Raw genomic sequence first — 20,932 nt, forward strand, 5'->3', positions numbered from 1 at the left:
CATCCCTAAAACATAGTTGAAGGACATTCTCTGCTACAAAATCTACAGAGGGCGAGGTTTACTTTGCCCTCTTACGCACAAATAAGTTCAAAAATAAAATCGGATTGCCATATCTGAAAAAGTGAATTGTGAGATAGTAACCAATACTGGTAGGTTTCGGTACATACTCATTTCAGATCCCCCTTAGTCCCCCGATAAATTGGGGAAAATAAGGCATTTTTAGCTCCCATTTTTAAGAGCTGACTTTTCACGTTATGCGGAAAAGTCCACGAAAAACCTAACCCCCTTCCCTACGTTCGCGTAGCGGCACGAAGTGCGGGAAGGGGGAAAATTCAAAGTCTCTCTCCTTTTAGGAGAGAGAAATAGAAGAGAGGTTTTCCAGATACGGTGAAAAGTCAGTTTTTAAGAGGATTTTTAGGAGAGAGATTCTCCCTTATTTTAGTGCGACGAGGATTTCGCAACTTTGGAAATTATTTTAGTGCGACGAGGATTTAGCAACTTTGGAAATAGCATCAAGTGCAAAATCGAGATCAGCCCGCGAAACATCTAAATGAGTGACAGCCCGAATAGAATGACCAACGGCTCCCATTTTCACACCATGCTGCTGTAACAGAGTGAGAAACATGGGGTTGTCGAGTCCTAGTCTTGAAACATCAAAGAAAACAATGTTTGTCTCAGGTTTTGGATCTCGAACTGCAATTCCTTCGATTTCACTTAGTCTTTGAGCCAGATAAGTTGCGTTGTCGTGGTCTTCTTGTAAACGTTCAACATGATGGTCAAGTGCATAGAGACAACCTGCTGCGACAATGCCAGCTTGACGCATTGCGCCACCAAAAATGTGTTTATATCGACGTGCTTGGGCGATGAACTCCCGTGTACCCGCAAGAACAGCACCGATTGGTGCGCCCAGTCCTTTAGTAAAGTCAATCCAGACAGAATCAACACAAGCAGCAAAATCCTTGGCTGAAGTTTGAGATGCAACAACTGCATTTAAAAGTCGTGCCCCGTCCATGTGGGTAGCTAAACCTTTTTGACGGGAGAACTCGCAAACCTCACGTAGTTCATTCAGCCGCCAAACCGAACCCCCTCCAAAATTGTGGGTTTGTTCAACACACAATAAGCGGGGAATTGGAGAGTAAAGGTAAGGAGCAGTGGCGACTCTTGCAAGTGATTGAGCCAGAGCATCGACTGTAAAAATTCCTCGATCGCTTGCAATCGGTTCCATCAGTACACCAGAAGTCATCGCTGCACCCCCCGATTCAGCTCGAATAATGTGTGCCATCTGTTCTACTAGCACCACATCAGCAGGGCGAGTATGGGTCTTGATTGCCACAAAGTTGCAAATGGTTCCACAGGCAAAGAAAAGAGCGGCTTCTTTGCCTAGTAAATCTGCAACCCTTTCTAGTAATTGGTTAACAGTTGGATCTTCTCCTTTTTGCTCATCTCCAACTTCAGCAGTGGCGATCGCCTGTCGCATCGCCTGTGTCGGCTTTGTTTCAGTATCGCTTGTTAGCAAAATCATCAGCACTCCTAAAGCAGGTATATAGTGGTTTAATGCTCATTTAGTCAAGTTTGCTTCATCATAAAAGTTGTTTTCGACTGATGTGAAAACTGCTATCAATAACTCAAGATTGCCTTTACAATACTCGAATGAAAAGGCAAGCTTGATGAGCGTGGTTATTTTGTTCTAATCGCATCCAGAACTTTGGCTGACTGTTCTCCAACAAAAGTATTATTCAGCATCGTATGGGAATCATCAGTTGGGCCTACATCAGAATCTGGATGATAAATAATAATTCTTAAGGAATTATCAATCGCACTGAAGCTATGTAACTTGTTTTCTGGAAGACAGAACACCGTTCCCGACTCCATTTTGAACGTTCCTTCCTCCACCTGACAAGTTCCACTACCCTCAGCGACAAGCCCAATCCGCAATGAGGGATGGGTATGGGGAGTTTGCGATACACCTGGAGGAACGTAGAGGAAATTCAAGCAGGCTTCTCCACGTCTTAAAGGATTAATCAGAACCGTAGAAGAGCAACCATCAATATAATTTAATCGCCCTAATGGTTCAATAGGCCCCCCAATTGTGAAAAGTCCAGTGTAGTTGAGTCGCGTTGCCACTAACACTTTTCCTATACCATCTAAAGAAAAGTTCCCTGGAACTGCGCCAAAGCAGTTTTTTCGCAATAAGAACTCTCCGTTACTGCTGTTGAGGGTAACTTCGCCCTCTGAAACAAATAGAAAGTGCGTGTGCTTTTCACTCTCATTAACTTTGATAGAATTGATAACCCAATGAGCAATCGATGGATGGCCCACCATTGTGTAGTCAAGTTTTATCGCCTCTAGGAATTGCTGACAGTAAAACTTTTGGTAGTCCTCCATAGGAATACTAAATAGTTCGGACTCAAGAGAAATGTTTTGGGCTTGTTTTTGTAGTGGGGTTTCGGTTACGTGCTGCATAATCTATTTGTATTATTTGTGTTTAATTACTTAATTGCTGGGAAAAAATTGATTTATTGCTTAGGGACTTCTGACAAATAAATTACTACTACTTGTGGGGTGGACATCTTGTCCGCCCTTGGCTACGGGCGCTCGTGTCGCCCACCCCACAAGAAGTAATTGAGTATTTTTTTATTTGGAAGTCTTTTATAACAAGCATTTACAATCGGAACAGATATACTAATCCGTTAAGAGTTTTCACCCTGAAACATAGAGACTCATCTGTAAATAACAGTCTGATTTCTTGATCTCAAAAACGGTCAAAATTTTCTGCAACCATCCGTAATTGGGCATTTCTTGCTTTACATTTGCGCTCATCGCAAGTACGTCGGTCATCTTTAGCACCCCTATTTTAAATTTTGATTTCTTGGAAAAGCCTAACTGCCACAAGGCTTTGTTTCGCGGCGCAATCACATTCATCGCCAGTAGTTATAGTCTTTATAATTACTTTACTCCTAGTGTAAAACTCGGTTATTCCAATTATTCTTTAATAAATTAGTTAAAAATGATATCCGTATTAATTCTTGACTTAGATGATTTTATTGTAAATAAAAGCACTCTGTAGCTAAAATTATTAAGTAGCTAAGTATACTTTAAACAATTTTTTTGTAGTCATTAAACAAACTTCATGTTTTGAAGACAAGTTAATAGAAAAGCTTATAACTAACTAAGCCTGAAATTGCTTACTAGTAGTGTATCTACCGAGAAAAAAGCCCGTACTAAGCTGAGATTACTCTTTAAAAAAGTTTTATTAATTCCTTTAAGTAAGCTGTTACTTATTTAACTGACTTTTCTGCGTGTTTATTCGCATTAGCCAGGGTTGTCTGACAGCTTTAGCCAATTACTTTTATTTGCGTCGCTCTACTTAAATCAAACAATTTAAACCCTAAAGAGCCAAAGCTACGCTTTGTCTCCCCTCCCGAAGAGCGGGGAGGGGTGTTAGGGACGATGATGGGGTGTTTTTTTCACTGGAGGTCACTTTAATCGCGATCGCCCAGAATTACAGAATTATCATCGAATAGTAGATACTTATACTGGCATCTATTCTAAGTAACAAATAAGTCAGTATAAAAATGTATTGAATAAGACGTTTTTGATTTCTGTCTTAAGACAGATGCGATTACAGGCAAAAAAGTATAAAATAAGGCGGTTTTTTCATATAAAAATACTTCATCAGCTAATACAGTTTAATTTTTTCCCGCCTATGACCCAAGGCGGCCCGAAATCCCCTTCCGCCTCTTCTTGACGGCCAAGAGCATCATAGTGTTATAACGGCATCAGTCTAGATACAAAATGGGTAACACCAATTGATAATTAATTGCTGGTGCTTGGAGAGAGTTAAACTTAGCTTCTAGAGCAAACCCTGATTAGACACAGTTGATAAGCAATGCTAATGCCAGCAGTGCTGAATATTTTTAAGCAGGTGAGTCAAGAGTGATGAATGAAGCTAACACCTCAAACAAGGGGGCTGTGATGGAATCCCTAAATTCTGCTAACTCGCCATCATCAGAGGAGGCGAGTTGTCCCTTTTACTCAGTTGTGCCAAGTTTACGGGAACTAATTTCTACGATGCACCTTATTTTACAATTACAGGTAATACTTTAACAATTGTGGGACGTTGAAGAAGAAGGAAGAAGGAAGGAGATAGACCGAAGTTGGATGAACTTGGATGGGGATTCAGACCCCACCCAAGTAGGTGCTGCTGAATCTTTGATTCAGCAGGGGACTCAAACCCATGTTCCCTTTGGTCACGAGAAGGAAGAGGAAACAAAACCAACTTCGGTCTTCCCTCTTCCTTCTAACTTCGTTAATTGTTGCACTTTTAGCTTCTATGCAAGCAAATAAACAAGAGCAATGCCGTCAAAACTTATTAAAATAATTGTCTTTTTGGGGATACTAAATAAACAAAAGTTCATCCGAACTCTTGCCAAAATAGAATACGGAAATGCTATTTTTTGCGATAAATTAGCACATATTGCTATCCAAGAAAATCGACTTGAGCTTGCTAAATTACTTAAAACACATGGAAATGAGGAAAATAAACATGGAAATATGTTAGCGTCTCTTGCCGATGGATGCGATCGCATCTCCCGTGTTGGCACTGGTCGCTGGGTTAAAATTTTCCGTGGTGAAGAAAACATAGTTAAAAATGATATCCCATCAAGCAATTTAAAAGTCATTGAATGGGATTCAATAAATTTCCCTGGAGAAAAGTTAACAGGGTTGCTGGAGAATTTTGATGGGATGTCTTACAGGTTTGTTTCATCACGATTACTATTCAAGGGTCAGACTGCTTTCGATTACTCTTGGGAAGATAAATTAGCGTTTATGTATGTCTTAGAGGAAGAAGTAGCAGCTTTGTATCAAGAGTTAGTGGATGCTGATGACCCAAAGCTAAGTGCGATCGCACTTCAAATTACTGGCGATGAGTTAAATCATGCCAACTATTTGAAATTAGTACTTGCTGATTTTGCTCCATTACCCCAAGCAGCAATTGATAAATGGCGCCATCGGGTTTGGTGGGCAAAATGGGGCTTAATTGTTGATGGGATACAGTTTTTGTGGCGAAAATATTGACATCCTCAATGTTCCGTGGTTCCTGGACTTTTGTGAACAGTTGACAGTGAACTGATAGCTGTCAAACAATTGGAGATTGGAGATTGGAGATTGACTGCATCCACGAAGTAAGACAAGCTACGCCGCAGCAAGTAGAGTTTTTGGAAGGAGTAAGCGATCGCTAAGGGAAAAGCGATCGCCTCCACAAAAATTCTTCTCTTCTTAGGCAACGCCTTCATTCAAAAGTAACTTGGTTCATCTGTGCCAATTCCTAATTCTTTCAACTTCACCTTGACATCTGTCCACTCATCACCGCAGTAATAATACTTTTTATCTTGAAGATTAACAACGTAGTAACCAGCTTTGCCGCCATTGATGCGGAACAGTTCTATTACAATCTTGTTCTTGGTTATTCCAAACAACCTTTCTCTGTCACTTTCAGGGATGGGTTCACCAGTGCGGTTATAGAAGATACTTCCGTTTTTAAAATACCAAGTTGTACCTTCTCGACGAATAATTTGAAAGTGAAGGGGGTGGATAATGCTTGTTGATGACATAAGCTATGCTGAGAATAGAGGAGACGATAAGGAAGGCCCCTAGAGGCTAACTAGGGGCGCTACATCAAGTTAGAAGCTATTCATCTTCAGAGTCCGACTCTTCGTCTTCCTCTTCCAATTTATCTAAGGCATCTTCGACATCTTTGGTATAAGCGATGTCTTGGTTACCATCAGCATCCTCCTTGACCCAGACATCAGCAGCTCGATACTCGAATTTTACTTCGGGTTGATAATCGCCGTGTCCGTTATCTTTAGATTGAGTCAATTGACCTCCTTGTGAGGGTGTAGTATTTGTTGTCCCTCATACTTATAATTATCACCCATTTATCTAAATCTGCCAACCACTTTTAGGTATAGTTTTAGTGGAAATTAAAATGAGTTCGCCTGATGCGATCGCATCTAACAACTGACCTGTAGAGCCTTCACAATCGTATATATAACCTAACTTTTGAGCTATTTCTTTTAGTTTGTCTGCCGTTCCAGGGTCTACCCTGGCATGAATATTAGTGCGGTCAAGCTTCTTTCTGCCAGCCATAAATCATCAATTAGTGGTTTACGAATATTCTAGCAGCATTTTTTTACTTTGAGGCGATGCCTACGGCGGTAAACTACGCCAACTTTCCTCTAAGAACGAGCGATGCCGAAGGCGGCAAGCAACGCTAACGCCTCAACTCACTGATTCATTCCGCCCACAATATGCGGGGCTTGTACCAAAATCAATCTGCAATCTGCAATCTTCTCGGCCAACTGTTTACTGTCAACTGTCAATAACTCTAACCTTTTGGGCAATATCAGGGGAAAAGCGCTGCAAACCCTGTTGTAAAACATCTTCTCTATCTTCGTCTGGTGCTAGCCCTGGAGCGCGTTGAAAACTTGGGTCAGCGATGGTTTTTGGGTCGGGGGGATTAGTAAGTATCCGTGCGCCAATGCGTTGTAGCATCCGTTCGTTGGCAGAAAAGAAGGAACAACGACAACCCCACGCGCAACTTGGCGTTGCAATTTTCCAGAATGGGTGATTAGCCGCGATCGCTTTATTATCTAGCGCTAGATGATTGGGACGGGGAATTACAGAGTCGCGGTGTTTCCAAATCCAGTAAGGGCGGCGTTCCAACATCTCAGGGGTGGTAGCTTGCTCATAGCGTCCAGCAGCGTAAGCGCGGCGAGAATTAGTATCAAGGATTGTGTAAATCCTCTTGTCACTGGGCTTCCATCCCTTACGACCGATAAGTCTGCCAAATTGGCTGGTGAAAGTTTCGATATCATTACCTTCTGAGATGGCTTGGTCAACCAACCAACGGACATCCTCAAGTAAGTCTGCTCTGGTTAAACCAGATACGGTAAAAGCGAAATCATGGTTTTGGGCCGTGAATTCACCCCATCGTTGAGTGGGAATAACTATTTTGCGACGGAAATATGCGATCGCTTCCGAAAATTTTTGATTAAGCCAAGGGGGGGCTTTAGCATCATCCCTACTTCCTTCTTCCTCTTGACTCTTGACCTCATCTTCAATATCTGCCATGCCTGCAAGATGGGATAATATTCGACATTGCTCAATTACTTGGGTAAAAGTGCTGGGATTGAGTTTGTCGTATAGTTCAGGAGTGCGATCGCGCAAATCTTCTAATGTTTTGAAATTTTGTAAGTTTCTGCCTATTGCCCGAACCCAGTCTTGAATAGGAAGTTTTTTAGTATACTGTTTAACAATTAAATCTACTATGTCCTCTTCACCAGAGTCCAACCTGGGAACTTCAAGTTGGTCTTTTTTTTTTCGTCTATCGTTTACCCAGGTGTAACCTGATCGCACTGGATCGGAGTCAACTCGTAGTTCTCGCCTCCAAGCATATCCACAGTAGTTATTCTTAATTCCAAACCCGTAAACACCAAGTGGTGTATAGAATTCGCCGTCTGCCGTGCCATCCTCTTTATATTTCCAATCTCCCAACTTCAATATTTCTTCTGGGAAAGTGCTTTGCACAATCTCAAGTATTTCACTACTAGTCGGCGCACCATTGGTAAAGAGTTTTCTCTCAAAAGTCTGCACGCCAGAACTTAATCGTGTAGCACCATCACCGCAGTTATCTTGCCTTTCTTTAAAAATTGCTCTACTTGGGGAAACCCCAAGACCGCATTTTTCGCTATATACTTGCAGTTCACTTTGGTTAATTGGCTCAATTCCCCCAAAGCGATCGCGCCCAGCATGGTAAGTAAAACAATCTCGCGCAGAACCCGCATCCTCAAATCCAATGAAATACTTATCTTCATCAACCATTCCCGTCACTGGGTCAAGTTGCCGTACCTTGTAGGCTTGAGGTGATTCCAAGCGATCGCCCAAATAAACATCGATGGACTTACCATCGCTGGCTTTACCGTAACTCCGGCGTAAGTGCCCATAAGATGACTCCATTGGGCGAGAAAGAGGGAAACGGGTATCTCCGGGTTCGTGAGTTATTCCAATGGAGAGTCCGTTCCAAGTGACAATTCTCTTGGCAGGATTAGCAGCATCAGTCCGGCATTTGTTCTTGGCGCTGGTATACCCGTCACCGCACTTCTTACCCTTCCCATTCTCTTCCCAACTTCGGTATTCCTTCTCCCCTCTTCCTTGATAGAGTGTGCTGCCGTCTGCGGGTAATTTTTTATTCCACAAATCCTTTCTTGCCCAGTGATTCGGGCTAAATGGGTCATCATAAGTAGGATTGCCGTTTTTGTCTTTAATGCCAGCACTACGGGTTAAATAGTTGCGTTTAGCCGACTCTGAGTAGTTGTGCTGGTAGCCCTCTGCACCATAATGAACCAACTTAACCCGATCGCCCTTTTTCGCCAACACCATCCGTTTTTTACCAGTGCGATCGCTTTTCACTGGTTTATTGGTATGCCACCATTTACCAAGATATCTAACTCTGCCTTCTGAATCTTTGGGAAGTTGGGAGTACAAAGCGTCGAACCTCTCGGCAGAGTCCTCATTGGTCACTTCTTCTGACGGCAGTTCTTCTTCTGACAGTAATTCCTCCTCACCACCAAAATCACCAAATTGCTGTTGCTGTTGCGCCTCTGCTTCCTTCTGTTTCTTAAAGAAAAGTTTTTCATCGAGGACAGTTTCGATCGAGTATTTTGACCCGCCAAATCGGGAAGCCCGGACTTCTTCAGGCAGCAAAACTCCAGTACTGAGATAAGTATTATCGGTACTAGCTTGAGTAGAGCGATTGCTAGCGATATCCGCTTCTGATTGTTGGAGCAGCGAAGGAAATTCAAAACCCCAGTCTTCTGGTTCAATTCCTTTAGATGGGCCATCTTTAGCAAGAAAGATATAACTTCCGATAATCTTTAATTTAGGTAGCCACTCAGTTTGCTGAAACGATGCAACATCATGGCTCCAATTTTTCTCTTCACTTTCGCCGGTTGCCCCTAATCCGCTTGGAGATTCACCAAATAAGCGATCATGTGGGATACCTGCCGAACCGATAAACGAATCCCGCAGTTGGGTTGCAACCTCCCCAACCCCAGCAAAGCTACGAGAAGGGAATTCGATACTCTCGCCTTCAGCATCAGCCGCAAACCCACCAAATACTGAAATCATCATGCGCATCAAATGCAACCGAGCTTTCAGCAAATTTTCATCTTGGGCTTTGAGCATTGCTGCCAAGCCTTTGAGCTTGTAAACAAAGAGGGAGCAATCCTGCACCATTGCCCCGATCGCTTTTAGGGCAGTTTTCCAGTCGCGGTAGTCTTCCCATAAGTTCTCAAGGATGCTGCCTCCCCACCCTTCGTTATCCCAAAGCATATCGGGAGTGTAAGCAACGCCATCAAACCTAATAATTCTCGAAGAGTGGATGTTGAAATTTCTCCCCTTCTCGCTAGGGAAAAGCTGATTGAATTTGCCTTGCAGAAATTCTGGTAGTAGTAATCTGTAGTATTCGGGTTCTGAAGCGTTAATTCCCAATTGTAAATCGGGTGCAATTTTGTAACGGTCTAATACCTCAAGTGAGGTGATACTTTTAATCTTGCTTACTTCTAGCGGTTCTGAGGAATTTTTACCATCATCAGCAATTATCACAATCACAGAGCCACCGTAGATATTGGCTTGGATTTGAGCTTGGTTAAATTTTTCTTTGATTTTTAGGCGATCGTGGTATTTATTAAACTTCCCAATTATTTTTTGGTCAGAGCCATTTCCTAATGTTAAATTCCATCCCTTGAGAACTGCACTATCTGGTCGTGCCCTAACAATACGGCGGCAAATAGGGACACGATACAAGTCCTCTAGTTGCTCTTTTGGTATCCGCTTACTCCTGCCAATTGTTGTATATTCACTCTTGTCGCCGCCTGTACCCATTTGGGTCAAGACGTTCATTAAAGTGGCATCTAGGCGGATTTTGTCGTCGGCTTCGACTTGGGCAACAAAGGGGTTCTCACTCATTTTTTTGGTAGGTGGGCGATCGCGCCTTGAGTGTAAGGGTTTTTCAATGACTTTTGAATGCGTGACTTCCCCAAAGGGGCTGACCCACCAGGGGATAGCTAGTTTTGCGGATCAATCCGTGTTAGCTGTACCAATATTGCGCCAAGTTGATTTAATGCTGCGTTAGTAGTGCGCTGATTCTCTAGAAAATTTTGCTTAAGTTCCTCATGGCTATCGCGTAGTTCCAGCAGTACATCATCTAAAATTGCGCTACGACCTAAGACACGGGTAACGTTATCTGTTAAGTCAGCTATTGCTTCTGTATTACGTTCTTGTTGTTGGGCTACTCTAGTTAAGATTCCTTCTATACGGTCAAGTCGGCTTGGCTGTTCTGGTGATTCTGTCATTTTTATTCCTGTTTTGCTGAAATAGCAAACCTCGGTAAAATTTTAGCGCGATCGCCCAAAATAATCGCAGTATCAGATATGTTATTATGCCCATCGGAGTAATTGATTACGATCGCCCCAGAGATGTTGCAACTACCCCAACAGAACTGGAAGCAGAGTACCGGATTATAACTTCTGTTGCCAATAAAATAACAGTCGAGTGGTATTTGACTCTAAACCCAGATAACGTTCCTCAAGTTTCCACAGTGACAATTACGGCGGGGACAACAGGTGATGAGTATGCAATCAAGGCAACGGTGGGCAGCAGTGCCCCCACATACAGGCACAAACAACTTGCTGGTGAAACAGCGCCTTTGATTGCGGCTTTCTTGGCGACTTTAATTAACACCAATCCGTCGCTTTGGGCTACTTCTGCTGGTGCTGTAATTACAATTAAATCCTTGATTCCAGGGCAAGCATTTACGCTAGCAAATACTGATTCTACAACAGCTGGCAATGTGGTTATTGCCACAACTACTGCTAATTCTGGAACAGCGCTACACAGAAAAATCGCTGAGGCAGACATGACTTTTAGTGCTAATACTTCTGGATTCCCGGTTGTCAGTGTTTCTGGAAGATGGTACGACGGCGCGGCTAGTCCTGCACTGAAGCAAACTTTTGGGCCGTTAGTTGGGACTGGTAATAGTACTCTTGATACAATTCAGATAGCCCAAGGTATTGTTAGACCCACTAGTTGATGAATATTAAGAAAGTTTACAGGGCGTGGGTGGAGGTAAAGGGTGAACCCATTGCCGCTTATGCTATGCCTCATTCTGTGAAAATCACAGAATCAGAGGCACAACTAACCTTTAAATTACAGCCCGAATGCGCTGAAATAAGCGCGATCGCACTTGGGAAGCAATACCGAGTTGATTATGATGCTCGGTCTATTGAGATGCTGGAAGCAAAACCTAAATCTCGGTCTGGGCGATTGAAAAATTCTAATGGGCAGACGAATTTTCAAATAGTAGAAGAGGAGTTGAGCAGTGCGATCGCATATTACCTAACTGATTCCAACGAAAAATCAGGTGAGGGTGTGGGCTTGGAAATTATGCCCCACCGCGACGATGTAACAGAAGATGACCAGATTGCGATTAATTCCGAAGGGAGGATTTACGTCTCTAGTAACGTGAAGGATAAAGTAGTCAAAGTTCGGACTGTGGTGATTTACAAGAGAGTTGTTGTAGTGCTACCTGAGTTGTTAGATGAAGTGCGATCGCACTTTGTTTGTTTATGGGGTGATGGGGATATTAAGTATGTTGGGGTGAAAGGGAAGGTACAAACAGGTGGGGTTATTTCACCTAAGAATCAAATGCGAACAGTAAAGATTGATGTTGATGAAGTAAAAGTAGAAAGCTTATGCGGTATTGGCTAGACACCGAATTCGTTGAATGTTCTTTGACACCAGGAAATCACAACGCACTTTTAGGGGCAAAAACTGTTAGAGAACGTTGGCAGTATTTGCAAAGTTGGTGAAAGGATGGAATGGACTCGGTTAAATTTCATTGATAACGATTTCCATCTTTTATTCAAATCCGATATTCCAGCTATTAAACATCAGAAAATTCGCACTTATCATTTGGAATTATTGCAGGAGTTATCGGGAATGCCTGTATGGCCGCCTGATGAAGTAGCAGAGGTTTTGTACAATAATTTCCCAATCCATTACCAAAAGGTTGTCCAATTGCTGGGCGTGAAGTGCGATGCCGTTCGCGGAGCGTCTGGTAGAGTTGGCGGGCTATGCCAACGCCTAACCCACGAATCCCGGCATTTACTTTTGGTTTGCACTGCCCCTGTGGGCGAGGGTGAATCGTTGCGTCCTGGGCTATCGCATTTTTAATAGTGAAAATGGAGATTTTGATGACCTTTGGGGCAACCGATCGCATTTCCTCGGAAGGTTTAGCTTTAACTGCTGCCCTAGATTTGCATCACGGTATTCCGGCCCTTAAGCATTTTCTTAGAGAAAGCCTGATTAACGATTTTAAAACTGATGAGCAAATTACCACAGTGAAGCGGCAGGCACTGAAACCACCGAATAATTATATTGTGGATGTCGTTTGTGGTGCGATCGCAAATATAGCAATTTATGTTGATATTAATGGCGAACATCAGATAAGATGACACCAGAACAAACTAACCTTTGGCTTGAAATTCAACATCGGCAAATGCTGGCACTTGAGCAAATAGCCGACAGTTTAAATAGGCTAACTCCTAATACTGCACCAAATCATCAGCGAAACATTGAGGAATTTAAACGTTTTGATTGGTCTAGTATTGATGCAATTGTAGAGCGATCAGACCAGTGTGGAGCGGCGATAGTAACTTGGAAAGGATATCAGTTTATTAGGCGATCGCCCTCTAACAAATTTAGTGCAGCTATTTGGTTCTCTCGCTGCACTGGTAAGGATGATGCAGGTGAAAATGTGTACGAACGCTTGATTACTTTTAAACCAGTCTCAGAGAAAGAAGTCGAGCCGTTACCTGAGAAAATTAGTCGTTATCTTTGACAAATGACAAAGAACAAAAAAGCAGCAATATTTAGCCTGGAGGTTTAGATGAAATTTAAATTACGTGGTGTCGAATACGCGATTGAAAATTCCAGTGATACCATTCTTAGTAAAATAGCGGCTTCAATGAAAAATGGGATGACTCAACCAGAAGATGATGCACGTGTAGCGTATGCAGTCTGTACGGCGTGTCCTTCCCTTCCTTCAGGAATTGTTAGCTACAAATCGCCCAATGAATTTGTACTGTCCCTTGATACCTTAGAAATTTCAGTATTTATGATTGCTTTAAATATTGCAATTTTGGAGAAGACTAAAAATCAATCTAAATCTCAATCTGATAAGTTAGCGATTGATAAGAAAATTAAAGAGTTAAAGTTGATGCTAAGAAAGCTTGATGATGGTTTTACATCCGAGCAGGTTAGTCTGATTTTAGGGCAAATAACAGTTTCGGATATAAGCACTACGAATGTGGACGCATACGAATCTATTTCTGTTGATGCCGTAGAAATTCAGGATGATCTAGAATTAGATTTAGACCTAGAAGAAGACCAACAGCCTCTGACCCCTGAAGAAGAAGCGATCGCACGCAAGCTTTTAAAACAGCAAGTAGCATCAAATAGACTCTCATAAGCAATACCTTCGCCAATTTACGAGGGTAAGTCAATGATGCTCTAAGCATTAAACCGGATTTCTCTGAGGCTTGGCAAAAACAATCAGTGTTAAAAATTCCTTTAAGGTTGACCACAAGCTTTTTTTAGCGTATTAACGGCAGCACAAGGGTTTCAGATTCAAAACTCCCTTTTCAGTGAAACGCCTATGTACGACTAATTTTGCCAGTTTTGCCAAAATTTGTCTAGGCTCTTATTTTGGCAAAGGTATTGATAAGTCAAAATCTTATTACTTTGTTGACAATTCTGATTGACTTAGTGTTTTTTTATACTTATGTACATAGTACTTGTCTTGGCAATCAGAGCAATAAACAGATATGCCGTACTGGTTATTAATGGTATGCTCCCAAGCTTCTGCTGATGGGAACGACTCACCACATTCACAGCATTGCTTTGTTTCATCATAAATAGGCTGATATCCCTTGCCTTCTAAATGTTGAAACTTATAGCCATATTCTTCTTTAACTTCTCTCAATGCACGGTTTAGATACTCTCTATTCCGTTCTCTAGGATAAATCTCAGGTAGGATGGCTATAAGAGACTCATAGTCAATATTTTTTTTTGATTCGTAGGAAGTTTTGAGAAGACAAATAAAATCTTTTATGCACTTTCTTTTTGTCTGCTTTTGTGAAGGTTCGCGACTAATAAAGTTCTTTTTTTGAACTGGGCAGTAACCTTTTCCAGGAACTTTATCAAAATAATATCCTCGCTTTTCTACTTTTTTTATTGCATCAACTATATACGCATCTGGATACGTCTTTTTAATAGTTTTATAGTCTACAAAAGTTCTAGCTCTATGCGCTTCTTGAAGATATGTGACAAGCAAAAAAGTATGGACTCTTGAACCAGATCGTGGCATACTTGCATCACATAAAGGATAGTATCTGCAATATTTTCCTTCTCGACGAGCATGAAAATCATAACCATATTTTTGTTTTACAATACTCAGAGCTTTATCAACTCTTCGCCTATAACCATTTGACAACAGAGGATCTAGCAAGCAGAGTGTTTCGTAACTAACAGAGTTACTAGACTCATAGGCTTTCACAAAGCAATTTATAAGGCTATCAAGCTCTGATGATTTCTTTATTGTCATTTGACATAATATTTAACAAAGTTTGGGGGGTTAAAGTTGCATAGCTTCTACAAGCAGCTTGTTTTGGGTTGGGGACTAAATCCCCGGACGCTGGCAGACTCGCTAACACAAAACAAGATTAGCGAATTACGAACTTGTGCCGTCCTTCTCTACGAGACGCTCCGCGAACGACTACGCTCAGGAGCCGCGAAGTCGAGGTATTACGAATTATTTTAACGCTCAGTTTCCTTTCATTACTCAGCGATGCCAACTCTACAAGACGCTTTGCTCCCCAGCGGGCTGCGCCAACGCTAACGATTGTGCAAGGGTTTTGAGACTCGCTTATGTTATGGTCTTGCACTTGTTTGTTGGAAAAACGCTTAAAACCCTTATCTGGTCTATATTACACTTCTATTCAGCAAGACCTAAGTAGAGAATATTTCTCGGATATCCCAATGCTCCCGTGCAGCAAGGCTTGAGAGTTGAATCTTCAGTACTGGGTCATTTTGGCATTCTTGCAGGAATTCAACAGGTGGACATTCACAATTTGCCGCATAGGATTTAAGTCGATTGAGTCGTTGCGATCGCAATTTAAAATCTTGCGGGACTGTGGAGTAATCTGACAAATTGATACCCCACTGCGGGTTCAGGGTAATTGCACCCAAGAGACTTCGGGCATAAGGCGTTTCTAATAAGGCTGCAATCGTCTCTTTGTCGGGGCAAACTCCCTGATTTGCAGCATCTAGAATATTTGATATGTCGGTGTTTGTAAGGTTTTGTTTATGCGGCACGGATGGCACGGCCGAACTTAAGCCTTCATGAAGGTCTTTCTGCTCATCACCCGAATCCTGGTTTTCAGTTAACAACGAAGTGGGTTGACTTTGTGCAGCATCCACAAGTTTTAACGTCGTGCAGTCAGTCGCTACAGGCAAGTCCTCTTGCTTCTCTTCCACGCCCTCTGGTGCGAACGCTGCGCGAACGACAATCTGAGGCGACGCACCCCCCAAGGGTGCGTGAGCCGTCTGTTCACCTTGGGAAATCTCGTTTGGCGTGGAAGAGACACACATCACAAACTCTTTTGAAGAGTTTGTGATGTGTTCCTGAGCAGTTCGTGAGAGTTTCTGGGATGCTTGCTCTAGCTGGGTTTGACCTGAGATAGAGCCGCACTTGCAGTTATTAACAAAGTTTCTAGTTTCAAAATTCTGGTGCTAGAGTTTGGGTTTGTGCTTCGATATGGTCGTTTAGTTTGGCTTGAGCAAGAGATTGCTCTAATTGTTCTTCTTCGTAGTACTTGGCGATCGCTTCTTTGTACTGGGGAAGCGCAATTACAACCTCAGTAAGCAATTTAGCTAAACCAAGCAGTTGTCCTTGGTAGAAAATGCCATAACTTTCATCCATCGGTTGAACTAAAAAACCCATCTGACAAGCTAGCTGCTGCACTTCGTTGACGGTCAACTCAGGAGCTACTGAAACCTCTAAGCAATGGTTAAGGTAATCTGCAACTTCAACCAATAAACGGAATTTTTGACCGTTGACGGTGTAACCATTTGGCGCTTTCTCTACTTGATAGCCAGAGAAGGATGCTTGCTGTTGAACTGATTTGAATGTTAATCTCATTTTTAATACCTCGTTAGGGGTGATAAAAGGCGATCGCTGTGTCCTGAGAAAACTTGGCGGTCGTCTTTTTGCGTTTCTGTATCTACTGTATCCCATTTGTCGGTCAAACATCAACCAAATGGGATACAAAATAAGAAAAACCGGGATACGAGTGCTATGCTTGATTTACAATGGTTTTGAGGGTTGATATGGTAAGGGCAAAAAGCGCACAAGACAATGGGAAAGATGTTCGGCTAGGAGCGCGAACATCGGATGAGTTTCAAAGCCAATTTAAGTCCAAGGCTGAATCAGTAGGGCTGAATATGAGCGAAGCGTTACTGAAGCTGGCGGAAAAATTTGTCAAGGGCGAAATTTCTTTAGATGATGAAGAGACGGGCGATCGCATCAATAAATTAGAACGAGAAATCGCCCAAGTGAAGCAGCAACTGGAAAGCATTAAGGAATTCCGCCAGGGGGAATTGACAGCCTCAATGCAGAAATAAAAGTATTGAGGCAAAAACTACAGAAAATAATTTTGGTTGCAAAAGAAGACCCGCCCCCACCGACTAGGTAAGGCGGGTTTGCTATTTGGTAAGTTAACTGCATCCCTTTTGAAAGACAAATGGTATCATGATGAAAGCGATCGCCCTGCATCTGCAGAAGCGATTGCTTTTCACGCATTCGGGGCGATCGCACATCTTGACGGAACTGTGATCGCTTAAAAACAAACCCCCAGCACTGGGTCTAAACAACTGCTGGGGGTCTTTAGCTAAATCGCAAGACTGCAAAGAAGATGGAGCCAACAATAGAGCAATTAAAAGAGTTGTACCGAGTGTGTGTGATGGCAAGCAATTTATTGCAGCCCATTAACATAGTGCGTTTTGACGAACGCATTAAGAGAATCTTTGTACTGGTCGGCGAGACAATAGAAATAGAAATTTACCCTAATGGACGGTCACTTTTATGAGTCAGCCTAATTTCGACAACATGACACGCCATGAATTATTAGCCTATGTGCGATCGCACCCCGATGATGCCGAAGCATTTCACAAATACATGGATTTATTGCAAACTGTACCGGGACGTGTGGCAGTAACCACCCCAGAAGAACTGGAAGCCGAAATGCGAAAGCGAATAAATCAACAAGCTTGATTAGTGGAAGATGCAGCAACGCAAGGCCAGCGCATCTCATCTAGGTAAAGCGATCGCAAGGTAGAAAAAAATCTACCACCCATGAGCGCCGATCGCATGGCAATAATACTGCATAGATTTATCGTAAATAAAAGGGTTTAAGCGCATTGCCGCAAGTTTAGCTCGTCCCGCTTCTGAATTGTTACGGGGGTCAGCTTCTGCGATCGCAATATCCGCTTTTGTAGATCCGATGGCAGCCACCTTTTCACCTTGACTAATCCTATTCTGAATTACTTCCCGCTCCAGAGCTAGGCGGTTTTGCTCAATTTGGTTGAGTAAGCTTTGTTTTTCAAATTCCTGTTGTTTGCGGAGCGATTGTAGTTTAATACTTTCAGTAAATTCAGCTATTTGCTTGCGGCGATAGCGAGTTCACGCACCCTATTAAATGCTGAAATTGAATCAATTGTCAAACGCAAAAATATTTCAATGGATAAGGCGATCGCTCATTTTCATCAAAACAACTGGCTGGTTGTAGGAGTATCAAATCAAGGCGGTGTCACTAGCGGATTCAAAACTATTGCTGGCACAATTGAAGAAATGGCTAATACGTTAAAACTATTTCCGGGACTATCAAGAATATATTTCTGCCCAGATTTTGAAGGGAAAGAGCTTTATTTTGTGTCCCGTGATGATTGCGATGCCTACGGCGGTAAACTACGCGTTGTTTTGCCAAGTGATTTCATCTCTTGCCGCAAGCCATCCCCAGGGATGATAAATAATGTATTGATAGGCAAAGACGTAACGGAAGTTTGGATGGTAGGCGATCGCCCTGAAGATGAGCAATCCGCCATCAATGCCAAGATTAACTTTTGCCCTGCTGATGTGTGGCGCGATCAATTTAAACCTGGCGTGTTCACCCATAAAGTAACACCAGCACAACTGCAATTTTTGGAGGGCTTGACCCAATAGTTGTTACAACTGCTACTCTGTGCCAGCACTGTAGGCAGTGAAAATGAGCTTGTACCGAAAACCGTGATCGCTGATAAAGCTAATTTTTTAAGCATAAAAAGTTAAAAGCAGTGGCTACTTTGTGGTGTTCAGAAGATAGTTTCACTTCTAGCACTCGCGCACCTTGCGGATCTTCCCTTTCAACGAAGAGGCAGGGGGAAGGGGGCTCAAAGCTTGGGGAAATGACCCCTGACTCCTGCCGTGGAGCAGAGCGGAACATGGGTCTGAGTCCCCCACTTCTCCACCAGTGGTTCTCGTTCAGGTGGGGTCGAATCCCCCTTTCTGTTCCTTCTCCCAAGCTTTGAGATCCCTGCTCCCTTGCCTCTTCTTCAAGCAATCCACCAAGCACCCTTGGCGGCATAAAAAAGAAAAAACGAAGACCCGCAAAAACTACAAATGAAAGCTTCACCCAACTTACTATCTGGGATTGGGCAGCAGAAATGGACGTTGGAGGGTGAAAGCGATCGCAAGGTAGCTATGCCAGTTGTTAACGCACCTGGATCGCAGGGCAAAATAAGCTAGGAATTGGGGCAAGCGTATTTATAAGCAATTCCGCCTACCGATTGATCAACAACTTTTGTTAATTTATTAAGTTCTTGATTAATTACGTAATCAAGAACTACGTCGCTGCTGTCGATTTTTGTAATTGATTGTATGGTTCCAAGCCTTCGCCCACAAATGAATAGGTATTTGATAATTTGTTTAGCTGTATTATCTTCGCTTATTTGGTTTAATTGCTCAATAGTTTGCACAAATGTAAATCTATTCACTTTTAACAAATACTCTGTATCAAGGAAGGTAGTTGATTCAGAATTGTCTGCAATTTTCAGCCATCTTGGTTGCTCGGCTACAGCAGGTTGTAACAAAGATAAAAGTATTGGTAGTACAAAAGCTAAGTTAGGGCGCATAAATAAAAGTGTGGCAATAATTTATAGTAGATAGCAATCGCTTGATCCCCCCAGACGTAAATTACTGATACTTTTGTGAAGATACTAATAAGCCCCCGCCATCTGCTTGGCATAATTAAGAACATTTTCTAAGCTTGTCTCGTTGCCGTTGCCTGAAGTGGCAGTAGTTTTTTGAGGTGCATCAACCTTGATATTGTAGGTACTGCCCTTCTTGGTAGTTATTGATTGGTCTTTTAGATAGTCAATCAGTTTGTTAACACCTTCCTTGAATAGTTGTCCAGAGTTCTCAAGGGAGAGGAATACACCTCGTTCTGTAGGTGCTGGTAATTTAAGGCTTGCACCTCCGAGAACAGAAAGAGGCTGATTTGCAGTTTTCAAGATTTGGTCGCTCAAAGCTTGCACTTGCTGCACATCACTAGGTAACTGTAACGGGGTTCTAGCGACCCCGGTAGTCAGCGCCCCAGTGATATTGGCCGTATTTCCAAATTGTTGGTTAAAAGATTGGACAGTATCAGCGATCGCAGCAGCAGCAGCCTTACCACCAACTACATCCAAGATTCCGCCCAACTCTGGATTAATCGCCCCTAGAACATCTGGGTTAGTAGAAGTACCAAATTTTTCCTTGGCTACACCACGAGATTGTGCGATCGCAGCATTGAAGAAATTACTACTACCATCTTGTCCAAGTGCCCTGAAGATATTGTCTTGAATAACACGCTGCGCCTGTTGCCGTTTTCCTGGTGGTAAAGAATTTGCAAAAGCTGCTTGTTGCTTAAGTTCATCTAACTGTTGTTTCAGATTTAACTGTTTAAGTTGCGCTTCGGCTGCTACTTTCTGGTTATTAAATTGTTGGAAAATTAACCCACCCTCTGCCTGTAATAAGCCAAGACCGTCTAGCTCAGACTGTAACTTTAAGCGCATTGCCGCAATTTTAGCCCGTCCCGCTTCTGAATTGTTACGGGGGTCAGCTTCTGCGATCGCAATATCCGCTTTTGCTGATGCGATCGCAGCCACCTTTTCACCTTGACTAATCCTATTCTGAATTACTTCCCGCTCCAGAGCTAGGCGGTTTTGCTCAATTTGGTTGAGTAAACTCTGCTTTTCAAATTCCTGTTGTTTGCGGAGCGATTGTAGTTTAATACTTTCAGTAAATTCAGCTATTTGCTTGCGGCGATATTCGCTGCGCTCAATACTTGATAGAACCTCTAATTGCCCAATAATAAAATCTGTACCAGCTTTGTCCAAATCCCTCGCAATCTCTTGTAGTTTATTACGCTGCTCCAAAGCTTTGGTGAGGATGCTGTATAAATCACCTTGGCGTTTAATGGATTGGTTTTGCTCATCAATCTGGTTTTTGAGTTTCTGGTTTTGAGTTTCTAGGATTTCTTGGCGAGTTTTAATTTCAGTATTAATTAGTGCTGTTTTAGCTTTTTCAATTTGTAAAGCTAAGTCTAATCTTTTGCTGGTCTTAAAATTGCGGTTGGCTTTGCCCAAAAAACAAAGCTAACCTATGTCTTATAGTCTAAGTGATTCTGATCGAGTCTTAAGTTAAAATGTAATTTTTATTACGTCTTTAGACCGGAAA

At 42.5% G+C, this 20,932-nt stretch carries 26 protein-coding genes; 12 read left to right on the forward strand and 14 right to left on the reverse strand.

Annotated features, from left to right (window positions below; all coding sequences use genetic code 11):
• Positions 1-475: 475 nt before the first annotated feature.
• Both LC605_RS15685 and LC605_RS15690 read right to left on the reverse strand, forming a co-directional pair.
• Positions 476-1,522 carry a low specificity L-threonine aldolase gene (locus LC605_RS15685; protein WP_229548451.1) on the reverse strand — a complete coding sequence of 349 codons (1,047 nt, stop codon included), beginning with the start codon at positions 1,520-1,522 and terminating at the stop codon, positions 476-478.
• Positions 1,523-1,677: 155 nt separating this feature from the next.
• Positions 1,678-2,463 (reverse strand): cupin domain-containing protein, encoded by a 786-nt coding sequence (locus tag LC605_RS15690; protein ID WP_229548452.1) that lies wholly within the window; start codon positions 2,461-2,463, stop codon positions 1,678-1,680.
• A gap of 1,893 nt (positions 2,464-4,356) precedes the next feature.
• Between LC605_RS15690 and LC605_RS15695 the strand changes: the two genes are divergently transcribed.
• On the forward strand, positions 4,357-5,079 hold the full coding sequence (locus LC605_RS15695; RefSeq protein WP_229548453.1) for a ferritin-like domain-containing protein: 723 nt from the start codon (positions 4,357-4,359) through the stop codon (positions 5,077-5,079).
• A gap of 5 nt (positions 5,080-5,084) precedes the next feature.
• Here the strand turns inward: LC605_RS15695 and LC605_RS15700 are convergent, their stop codons facing one another.
• The 6 genes from LC605_RS15700 to LC605_RS15725 all read right to left on the reverse strand — a co-directional run bounded on the left by LC605_RS15700 (position 5,085) and on the right by LC605_RS15725 (position 10,415).
• The gene (locus LC605_RS15700) at positions 5,085-5,288 is read right to left on the reverse strand and encodes a hypothetical protein (RefSeq protein WP_229548454.1); all 204 of its coding nucleotides are present in this window, start codon (positions 5,286-5,288) and stop codon (positions 5,085-5,087) included.
• Positions 5,289-5,297: 9 nt separating this feature from the next.
• Positions 5,298-5,615 carry a hypothetical protein gene (locus LC605_RS15705; protein WP_229548455.1) on the reverse strand — a complete coding sequence of 106 codons (318 nt, stop codon included), beginning with the start codon at positions 5,613-5,615 and terminating at the stop codon, positions 5,298-5,300.
• A gap of 76 nt (positions 5,616-5,691) precedes the next feature.
• A complete protein-coding gene (locus tag LC605_RS15710) occupies positions 5,692-5,880 on the reverse strand; it encodes a hypothetical protein (RefSeq protein ID WP_229548456.1) in 189 nt (62 codons plus the stop codon).
• 63 nt (positions 5,881-5,943) lie between these two features.
• On the reverse strand, positions 5,944-6,150 hold the full coding sequence (locus LC605_RS15715) for a hypothetical protein (RefSeq protein WP_229548457.1): 207 nt from the start codon (positions 6,148-6,150) through the stop codon (positions 5,944-5,946).
• A gap of 222 nt (positions 6,151-6,372) precedes the next feature.
• Entirely contained in the window at positions 6,373-10,029 is a 3,657-nt protein-coding gene (locus LC605_RS15720) for a phage portal protein (RefSeq protein WP_229548458.1), read from the reverse strand.
• A 98-nt stretch (positions 10,030-10,127) separates the two neighbouring features.
• Positions 10,128-10,415 (reverse strand): hypothetical protein, encoded by a 288-nt coding sequence (locus LC605_RS15725; protein ID WP_229548459.1) that lies wholly within the window; start codon positions 10,413-10,415, stop codon positions 10,128-10,130.
• 86 nt (positions 10,416-10,501) lie between these two features.
• Between LC605_RS15725 and LC605_RS15730 the strand changes: the two genes are divergently transcribed.
• The 6 genes from LC605_RS15730 to LC605_RS15755 all read left to right on the forward strand — a co-directional run bounded on the left by LC605_RS15730 (position 10,502) and on the right by LC605_RS15755 (position 13,591).
• On the forward strand, positions 10,502-11,152 hold the full coding sequence (locus tag LC605_RS15730; RefSeq protein WP_229548460.1) for a hypothetical protein: 651 nt from the start codon (positions 10,502-10,504) through the stop codon (positions 11,150-11,152).
• Complete coding sequence (locus tag LC605_RS15735; protein WP_229548461.1) at positions 11,152-11,829, forward strand: hypothetical protein; 678 nt, start codon at positions 11,152-11,154, stop codon at positions 11,827-11,829. Before LC605_RS15730 ends, LC605_RS15735 begins: the two co-directional genes overlap by 1 nt.
• 105 nt (positions 11,830-11,934) lie before the next feature.
• A complete protein-coding gene (locus tag LC605_RS15740) occupies positions 11,935-12,294 on the forward strand; it encodes a hypothetical protein (RefSeq protein ID WP_229548462.1) in 360 nt (119 codons plus the stop codon).
• 20 nt (positions 12,295-12,314) lie between these two features.
• Entirely contained in the window at positions 12,315-12,575 is a 261-nt protein-coding gene (locus tag LC605_RS15745; protein ID WP_229548463.1) for a hypothetical protein, read from the forward strand.
• Positions 12,572-12,961: a single-stranded DNA-binding protein gene (locus LC605_RS15750; RefSeq protein WP_229548464.1), complete on the forward strand. Its 390-nt coding sequence runs from the start codon at positions 12,572-12,574 to the stop codon at positions 12,959-12,961. The genes LC605_RS15745 and LC605_RS15750 overlap by 4 nt, the downstream gene beginning before the upstream one ends.
• A gap of 48 nt (positions 12,962-13,009) precedes the next feature.
• Positions 13,010-13,591, forward strand: a complete 582-nt coding sequence (locus tag LC605_RS15755; RefSeq protein WP_229548465.1) for a hypothetical protein — start codon at positions 13,010-13,012, stop codon at positions 13,589-13,591.
• Between the two features lie 267 nt (positions 13,592-13,858).
• Here LC605_RS15755 and LC605_RS15760 read toward each other — a convergent pair whose 3' ends face one another.
• The 3 genes from LC605_RS15760 to LC605_RS15770 form a co-directional block, all read right to left on the reverse strand.
• Positions 13,859-14,725, reverse strand: coding sequence for a hypothetical protein (locus LC605_RS15760; RefSeq protein WP_229548466.1), 867 nt, complete (start codon positions 14,723-14,725; stop codon positions 13,859-13,861).
• Between the two features lie 404 nt (positions 14,726-15,129).
• Positions 15,130-15,771: a hypothetical protein gene (locus LC605_RS15765; protein ID WP_229548467.1), complete on the reverse strand. Its 642-nt coding sequence runs from the start codon at positions 15,769-15,771 to the stop codon at positions 15,130-15,132.
• A gap of 127 nt (positions 15,772-15,898) precedes the next feature.
• Positions 15,899-16,321 (reverse strand): hypothetical protein, encoded by a 423-nt coding sequence (locus tag LC605_RS15770; RefSeq protein WP_229548468.1) that lies wholly within the window; start codon positions 16,319-16,321, stop codon positions 15,899-15,901.
• Positions 16,322-16,509: 188 nt separating this feature from the next.
• Here LC605_RS15770 and LC605_RS15775 point away from each other — a divergent pair, with 188 nt between their 5' ends.
• The 3 genes from LC605_RS15775 (at position 16,510) to LC605_RS15785 (ending at position 17,452) form a co-directional block, all read left to right on the forward strand.
• Positions 16,510-16,803, forward strand: a complete 294-nt coding sequence (locus LC605_RS15775) for a hypothetical protein (protein ID WP_229548469.1) — start codon at positions 16,510-16,512, stop codon at positions 16,801-16,803.
• A 36-nt stretch (positions 16,804-16,839) separates the two neighbouring features.
• Complete coding sequence (locus LC605_RS15780) at positions 16,840-17,022, forward strand: hypothetical protein (RefSeq protein WP_229548470.1); 183 nt, start codon at positions 16,840-16,842, stop codon at positions 17,020-17,022.
• 241 nt (positions 17,023-17,263) lie between these two features.
• Positions 17,264-17,452, forward strand: coding sequence for a hypothetical protein (locus LC605_RS15785; protein ID WP_229548471.1), 189 nt, complete (start codon positions 17,264-17,266; stop codon positions 17,450-17,452).
• A gap of 72 nt (positions 17,453-17,524) precedes the next feature.
• On the opposite strand, the gene LC605_RS15790 is transcribed toward LC605_RS15785, so the two are convergent.
• A complete protein-coding gene (locus LC605_RS15790) occupies positions 17,525-17,692 on the reverse strand; it encodes a hypothetical protein (protein WP_229548472.1) in 168 nt (55 codons plus the stop codon).
• A 147-nt stretch (positions 17,693-17,839) separates the two neighbouring features.
• On the opposite strand from LC605_RS15790, the gene LC605_RS15795 reads away from it, so the two are divergent.
• Together LC605_RS15795 and LC605_RS32970 are read left to right on the forward strand one after the other, a co-directional pair.
• Entirely contained in the window at positions 17,840-18,400 is a 561-nt protein-coding gene (locus tag LC605_RS15795) for a hypothetical protein (protein ID WP_229548473.1), read from the forward strand.
• Positions 18,401-18,835: 435 nt separating this feature from the next.
• Entirely contained in the window at positions 18,836-18,961 is a 126-nt protein-coding gene (locus LC605_RS32970) for a hypothetical protein (RefSeq protein WP_267868552.1), read from the forward strand.
• Here LC605_RS32970 and LC605_RS15800 read toward each other — a convergent pair.
• Positions 18,958-19,347: a hypothetical protein gene (locus tag LC605_RS15800; RefSeq protein ID WP_229548474.1), complete on the reverse strand. Its 390-nt coding sequence runs from the start codon at positions 19,345-19,347 to the stop codon at positions 18,958-18,960. The genes LC605_RS32970 and LC605_RS15800 overlap by 4 nt on opposite strands.
• Positions 19,348-19,431: 84 nt before the next feature.
• Positions 19,432-20,841, reverse strand: a complete 1,410-nt coding sequence (locus LC605_RS15805; RefSeq protein WP_229548475.1) for a hypothetical protein — start codon at positions 20,839-20,841, stop codon at positions 19,432-19,434.
• Positions 20,842-20,932 lie beyond the last annotated feature (91 nt).

The sequence above is a fragment of the Nostoc sp. CHAB 5836 genome (assembly GCF_020829445.1).
Taxonomy (GTDB): domain Bacteria; phylum Cyanobacteriota; class Cyanobacteriia; order Cyanobacteriales; family Nostocaceae; genus Nostoc.

Coding starts and splice junctions, on each gene's coding strand:
- LC605_RS15685 (WP_229548451.1), bottom strand. CDS start 1,522: ATGATTTTGCTAACAAGCGATACTGAAACAAAGCCGACACAGGCGATG.
- LC605_RS15690 (WP_229548452.1), bottom strand. CDS start 2,463: ATGCAGCACGTAACCGAAACCCCACTACAAAAACAAGCCCAAAACATT.
- LC605_RS15695 (WP_229548453.1), top strand. CDS start 4,357: ATGCCGTCAAAACTTATTAAAATAATTGTCTTTTTGGGGATACTAAAT.
- LC605_RS15705 (WP_229548455.1), bottom strand. CDS start 5,615: ATGTCATCAACAAGCATTATCCACCCCCTTCACTTTCAAATTATTCGT.
- LC605_RS15715 (WP_229548457.1), bottom strand. CDS start 6,150: ATGGCTGGCAGAAAGAAGCTTGACCGCACTAATATTCATGCCAGGGTA.
- LC605_RS15720 (WP_229548458.1), bottom strand. CDS start 10,029: ATGAGTGAGAACCCCTTTGTTGCCCAAGTCGAAGCCGACGACAAAATC.
- LC605_RS15725 (WP_229548459.1), bottom strand. CDS start 10,415: ATGACAGAATCACCAGAACAGCCAAGCCGACTTGACCGTATAGAAGGA.
- LC605_RS15730 (WP_229548460.1), top strand. CDS start 10,502: ATGCCCATCGGAGTAATTGATTACGATCGCCCCAGAGATGTTGCAACT.
- LC605_RS15735 (WP_229548461.1), top strand. CDS start 11,152: ATGAATATTAAGAAAGTTTACAGGGCGTGGGTGGAGGTAAAGGGTGAA.
- LC605_RS15740 (WP_229548462.1), top strand. CDS start 11,935: ATGGAATGGACTCGGTTAAATTTCATTGATAACGATTTCCATCTTTTA.
- LC605_RS15745 (WP_229548463.1), top strand. CDS start 12,315: ATGACCTTTGGGGCAACCGATCGCATTTCCTCGGAAGGTTTAGCTTTA.
- LC605_RS15750 (WP_229548464.1), top strand. CDS start 12,572: ATGACACCAGAACAAACTAACCTTTGGCTTGAAATTCAACATCGGCAA.
- LC605_RS15755 (WP_229548465.1), top strand. CDS start 13,010: ATGAAATTTAAATTACGTGGTGTCGAATACGCGATTGAAAATTCCAGT.
- LC605_RS15760 (WP_229548466.1), bottom strand. CDS start 14,725: ATGACAATAAAGAAATCATCAGAGCTTGATAGCCTTATAAATTGCTTT.
- LC605_RS15765 (WP_229548467.1), bottom strand. CDS start 15,771: ATGTGTGTCTCTTCCACGCCAAACGAGATTTCCCAAGGTGAACAGACG.
- LC605_RS15770 (WP_229548468.1), bottom strand. CDS start 16,321: ATGAGATTAACATTCAAATCAGTTCAACAGCAAGCATCCTTCTCTGGC.
- LC605_RS15775 (WP_229548469.1), top strand. CDS start 16,510: ATGGTAAGGGCAAAAAGCGCACAAGACAATGGGAAAGATGTTCGGCTA.
- LC605_RS15785 (WP_229548471.1), top strand. CDS start 17,264: ATGAGTCAGCCTAATTTCGACAACATGACACGCCATGAATTATTAGCC.
- LC605_RS32970 (WP_267868552.1), top strand. CDS start 18,836: ATGAAAGCTTCACCCAACTTACTATCTGGGATTGGGCAGCAGAAATGG.
- LC605_RS15800 (WP_229548474.1), bottom strand. CDS start 19,347: ATGCGCCCTAACTTAGCTTTTGTACTACCAATACTTTTATCTTTGTTA.